Raw genomic sequence first — 4,957 nt, forward strand, 5'->3', positions numbered from 1 at the left:
CCGGCACGGCGATCCTCGCCGCCGGGGCCGGAGCGGCCCCCGCCGTGCTCGAGGGTGCCCGGGGCCGGGTCGTGCTCTCGGTCGGTCCCTTGGCGTTCCTCGCCGCCGGCGGCGCAGGCGCCCTGACGGCGGGTCACTGGCTCCACATGCCGGCCGGGCTCGAGACCCCGGCGACGGTGGCGGTCGAGACCGCGTTGGCGGTGTCGATCGGTGCCGCGCTCGCGACCCTGTTCCTCACCGTGCGACGTCGACCGCATCAGGTCCTCGGCGGTGAGCGCCCGTGACCACGCTCGCCTGGTACACCGCGGTCGGTGCGGCCCTGCTCGCCCTGGGACTGGTGACGATGCTCGTGGCCGCGGACCGGTTCCGCCGTCTGGTGGCCCTCAACGTCGCGGCCGCCGGTTCACTGGTGATCCTGCTGGCCGTCGCGGGGCGGGATCCGGCCCCCGACCCGGTGCTCCACGCACTCGCACTGACGGGGATCGTCATCACCGTGGCGTTCACCGGTTTCGGGGTGGTGCTCGCCCGGCGGATCGACGAGGCCGAGTCCGCGGACGACGACCGCGCGGGCAGCGGGACCCGACTCGGCGGTGGGCCGTCATGACCCCCTCCCCCTCCTGGGCCGCCATGCTGCTGCCGACGGCGGTGTTACTCCCGCTGGCGTGGTCGGTCCTGTGCGTCCTCGTCCCCACCCGGGCGCGGGCGGCGTTCGGACTCGCCGGGGCGGTCGCCGCCGCGGCGGTGGGGGTCACGATCGCCGTCGCCGTCGCCTCCGGGGGACCGCTCGAGGCGGCCCTGGCCGGCCGGCTCCCGCCGCTGGGCATCTCGGTGCGTGCGGACGGGCCGGCCGCGCTGTTCCTGTTGCTGACCTCGGTGGTCGGGACACTGGTCTCGGTGTTCGCCGCGATCCACCCGCGGTCGACCGGCACGGAGGGTGCCCGCGACTGGTTCTGGCCCACCTGGCTGCTCCTCTGGTCGGGTCTGGCGGCGGTGTTCCTCTCCGGGGACCTGTTCAACCTGTACGTGGCCGTCGAGATCGTCGGACTCGCGGCGGTGGTGCTGGTGGCGCTCGGCGGACGCGACGCGTGGCGGGCGGCGTTCCGCTACCTCATCGTCACGGTGACCGGGTCGCTGCTGTTCCTGGTCGCGCTGACGCTGGTGTACGCCGCGGCCGGGACGTTGGACCTGCGTCTGGCGGGCGAGCGTCTGGCCGCCGGCGAGCCGGGACTACACGTGACGGTGATCCTCGCGCTCGCCGCGACCGGCATGGCCTTCAAGTCCGCGCTCTTCCCGTTGCACGGGTGGCTGCCCGATGCTCACGGCGGGGCACCGGGGGCGGTGAGCCCGCTGCTGTCCGCCCTCGTGGTGAAGTCGTCGTTCGTCGTGCTGTTCCGCGTGTGGACCGAGGTCACCGGCCCCGACCCCGTGGTGGGAACGATGCTCGGCGTCGCCGCGGCCGGCTCGGTCCTGTGGGCCGGCGTGGCCGCCGCGCGTACCCCGCGGTTCAAGCGCCTGGTCGGGTACTCGACCGTCTCGCAGATCGGCTACTTGTTCCTCTACTTCCCGCTGTCGGCCGCGGCAGACACGGCCGAGCAGCAGCGGGCAGCGTGGGTCGCCGTGGCGCTCCTGGCGTTCGCACACGGGTTGGCCAAGTCGTCGCTGTTCCTGTCCGCCGGCCTGGTGAAGGACCGCCTGGGTACCGACCGGATCGAGGCGATGACCGATCAGGGCGGCCGCATGCCGATCGTCACGATGGCCGTGGCGGTGGCCGGGGTGAGCCTGGCCGGGTTGCCGATCACCCTGGGCTTCGCCGGTAAATGGCAGCTCCTCCTCGCCGCCGTCGACACCGGGCGGTGGTGGGTGGCGGCGGTAGCGGTGGCGGGCACCCTCGTCGCGGCCACGTACCTGTTGCGGCCTGTCCAGACGTTACTGCCCGGGGAATCCAGCGAGGAGCGGCCGGGGCACACGGGTGGCGGCGTCCGATCCGCCCCTCGCGCCGCCACCCTCGTGCCCCTCACGGCGGCCCTGCTGGCCACCCTCGCGATCGTCGCCTCCGGACCATTGGCCGATCTGGCGGTCCTCGGCATGTGCCCGGGAGGAACGTCATGACCCCGCCGTCCTGGGTCGGCGAGTCCTCCCTGCTCGCCGTCGCACCGCTCGTGCTGTCGACCCTGGTGGCCGTCGTCGTCTTCCTCATCCCCGACCCCCGCACGCGGGCACGCACCACCGTCAACGTCACCGGCGCGGCGGTCAAACTCCTCATCGTCGTGACGCTCGTCCCGGCCGTCGTGGCGGGCGCCCGACCCGAATGGCGCAGTGCCCTGCTGCCCGGTATCGACCTGATCCTGCGGGTCGAACCGCTGTCCCTGTTGTTCGCCGGGCTGAGCTCGCTGCTGTGGTTGCTCACCACGATCTACGCGATCGGGTACCTCGAGGGACGGCCGCACCGCGCCCGCTTCTTCGGGTTCTTCTCGCTGTGTGTCACCGCCACCGTCGGCATCTCGTTCTCCGGGAACGTCGTGACGTTCCTGCTGTTCTTCGAGCTGCTCACCCTGGTGACCTACCCGCTGATCGTGCACAACGGCACGGCCGCGGCCTTCGGCTCCGGTCGGCTCTACCTGCGCTACGCGCTGAGCGGGGGGCTCTCGGTCCTCGTGGGCGTGGCGTGGCTGTCCGCGCTGGTCGGTGACGTGGAGTTCACACCGGGCGGTGTGGCAGCGGTGGCCGAACTCGCCGCGACGGACCCCTCCACGGCGACCGCGATCTTCGTGCTCATCGCGGGCGGTCTAGGGGTCAAGGCCGCCCTGTTCCCCCTCCATGGCTGGCTGCCGCGCGCGATGGTCGCACCCGCCCCGGTCAGCGCCCTGTTGCACGCCGTCGCGGTGGTCAAGGCCGGCGTGTTCGGCCTGGTCCGCCTGGTGGACGACGTCTACGGCGTCGGGGTCGCCGACGAACTCGGGGTGCTGCTGCCGCTACTGGCCCTGGCGTCGTTCACCGTGATCTACGGGTCGGTGCGCGCGCTGATGCAGGAAGACCTCAAGAAGCGCCTCGCATACTCCACGGTCAGTCAGGTCTCCTACGTCACGATCGGGATCGCGCTGGTCTCCGAGGTCGGCACCGCCGGCGGCCTCACGCACCTCGTGCACCAGGGGCTGATGAAGATCACCCTGTTTTTCTGCGCCGGCCTGTTCGCCGAGACCCTGGGCGTCAAGACCGTCTCGGGACTCGCGGGTCTGGGACGACGGATGCCGTGGACATGCGCGGCGTTCACCGTGGGCGCGTTCGGCATGATCGGCCTACCTCCGACCGCCGGGTTCGTCTCCAAGTGGCAGCTCGGACTGGGCGCCCTCGACTCCGACCACTCCTGGGTGCTGGGGATCTTCGTCGTCAGCGCCCTGCTCAACAGCGCCTACTTCCTGCCGCTGGTGTACTCGATGTGGTTCGTCGAGCGGCCCGACGGTGACGAACCGGACTCCGACCAGCCGGACGAGGCCATCCGGGACCGCGCTCGCCGGCGGGCCGAGGCCCTACCGGCCCTTCTCGTCCCGGCGGTGCTCACCGCGGCGGCCTCGCTGCTCGTAGGGATCATCGCCGCAGCCCCGTACTCGCCGATGGCGCTGGCCACCTTCATCGCCCGGGGGGTGTTCCCCTCGTGACCACCGCCCTGTGGATCCTCGCCCTCATCCTGCCGCTGACGATCGCCACCCTCATCGGCGTGACCGCCGCTCCCCCACGCCCGGCGGCCGACGCCTCGGTCCCCGCGCCAGAGTCCCCGGTGCAGCGACTATGGCTCGCGATCGCGCCGCTCACCGTGCTGCCGGCCATGGCCCTCACCGCGATCCCCGGCGCGTCGCTGACGGTGCCGTGGTTGCTCGTGGGTACCCACCTGCACGTGGACGGCCTGGCCCGCCCCCTCGTCCTGGTCTCGGCGCTGCTCTACGCCGCCGCACTCGCCGCGGTCGCCTGGGCGGGTTACCGGGGCGGGCGCGGCCTCGTCGCGTTCCTACTGGTCTGTCATGTGGGCACCACGGTGGTGTTCACCGCCGGGGACACCGCGACGTTCTACCTCGGCTACGGGCTCATGAGTTTCGCCGCGTACGGCCTGGTGGTGAACTCGCGGACCACGGAGGCGCTGCGGGCCGGGCGCGTGTACATCGTGCTGGCGGTGCTCAGCGAAGGCGCCGTCCTGGCCGCGCTCCTGCTCATCACCGCCATCGGCGGGCCGCTCGTCGAGGACGCGCCGCGGGCCGTCGCCGAGTCGGATCACACCGCGCTCATCGTGGCGTTGCTTCTCGTCGGGTTCGGGGTCAAGGCGGGCACGCTGCCGCTCCACGTATGGCTACCCCTCGCCCACCCGGCCGCTCCACCCGCTGCCAGCGCCGTCCTGTCCGGCGCCATGGTCAAGGCCGGGCTCATGGGATGGCTGCGCTTCCTGCCACTCGGCGAGGCGGACCTGCCCGGGTGGGGCCTGGCCCTGGTCGTGGTGGCGCTGGCCGGAGCGTTCCTCGCGGTGCCCGCGGGCGAACTGCAGAACGAACCCAAGGTGGTCCTGGCCTATTCGACGATCAGCCAGATGGGGTTCCTCGCCGCACTCGTGGGCGTGGCCCTGTCCTCCCCCGAACTCGCCGCCGCGGTGGCGCCGGCCGCGGTCGCCTATGCCGTCCACCACGCGTTGGCCAAGGGGGCGTTGTTCCTCGGGGTGCCCGTGTGGTCGCATCATGCCCACGGGGCCCGCCGGTGGGTGGTGGCCGTCGGCCTCGGCGGGGCGGCTCTTGCGGTCGCAGGGGCGCCGTTCAGCTCCGGTTCGGTGGGGAAGTACGCGGCCAAGAATGCCGTGGAGGGAGTCGAGCTGGGCGGCGTCGACCTGGTGGATCTGCTGCCGCTGGTCGCGACCGGCTCCACGCTGCTGCTGCTCCGCGCCGGTTGGCTCCTCGTCCGGCGCGAGCCGGACGTCCGG

Annotated in this window: 4 protein-coding genes and 1 pseudogene; all 5 read left to right on the forward strand. The window is 72.5% G+C overall.

Annotated features, from left to right (window positions below):
- A pseudogene (locus HMPREF3086_RS15650) lies at positions 1 to 284 on the forward strand (hypothetical protein); the annotation flags it as partial.
- Positions 281 to 604: an NADH-quinone oxidoreductase subunit K gene (locus HMPREF3086_RS15655; RefSeq protein WP_061914119.1), complete on the forward strand. Its 324-nt coding sequence runs from the start codon at positions 281 to 283 to the stop codon at positions 602 to 604. The pseudogene HMPREF3086_RS15650 and the gene HMPREF3086_RS15655, both read left to right, overlap by 4 nt.
- The gene (locus HMPREF3086_RS15660; protein WP_061914117.1) at positions 601 to 2,109 is read left to right on the forward strand and encodes a complex I subunit 5 family protein; all 1,509 of its coding nucleotides are present in this window, start codon (positions 601 to 603) and stop codon (positions 2,107 to 2,109) included. Before HMPREF3086_RS15655 ends, HMPREF3086_RS15660 begins: the two co-directional genes overlap by 4 nt.
- Entirely contained in the window at positions 2,106 to 3,656 is a 1,551-nt protein-coding gene (locus tag HMPREF3086_RS15665) for a complex I subunit 5 family protein (protein ID WP_083324482.1), read from the forward strand. The genes HMPREF3086_RS15660 and HMPREF3086_RS15665 overlap by 4 nt, the downstream gene beginning before the upstream one ends.
- On the forward strand, positions 3,653 to 4,957 hold a 1,305-nt coding region (locus HMPREF3086_RS15670), incomplete at its 3' end, for a proton-conducting transporter transmembrane domain-containing protein (protein ID WP_070722839.1). The genes HMPREF3086_RS15665 and HMPREF3086_RS15670, both read left to right, overlap by 4 nt.

It is taken from the genome of Dietzia sp. HMSC21D01, from assembly GCF_001815995.1.
In the GTDB taxonomy this organism is placed as follows: Bacteria; Actinomycetota; Actinomycetes; order Mycobacteriales; family Mycobacteriaceae; genus Dietzia; species Dietzia cinnamea.

What these genes read in the sequence shown, in the direction of transcription:
- HMPREF3086_RS15665 (WP_083324482.1), top strand. Translation starts at nt 2,106, where the DNA reads ATGACCCCGCCGTCCTGGGTCGGCGAGTCCTCCCTGCTCGCCGTCGCA.
- HMPREF3086_RS15660 (WP_061914117.1), top strand. Translation starts at nt 601, where the DNA reads ATGACCCCCTCCCCCTCCTGGGCCGCCATGCTGCTGCCGACGGCGGTG.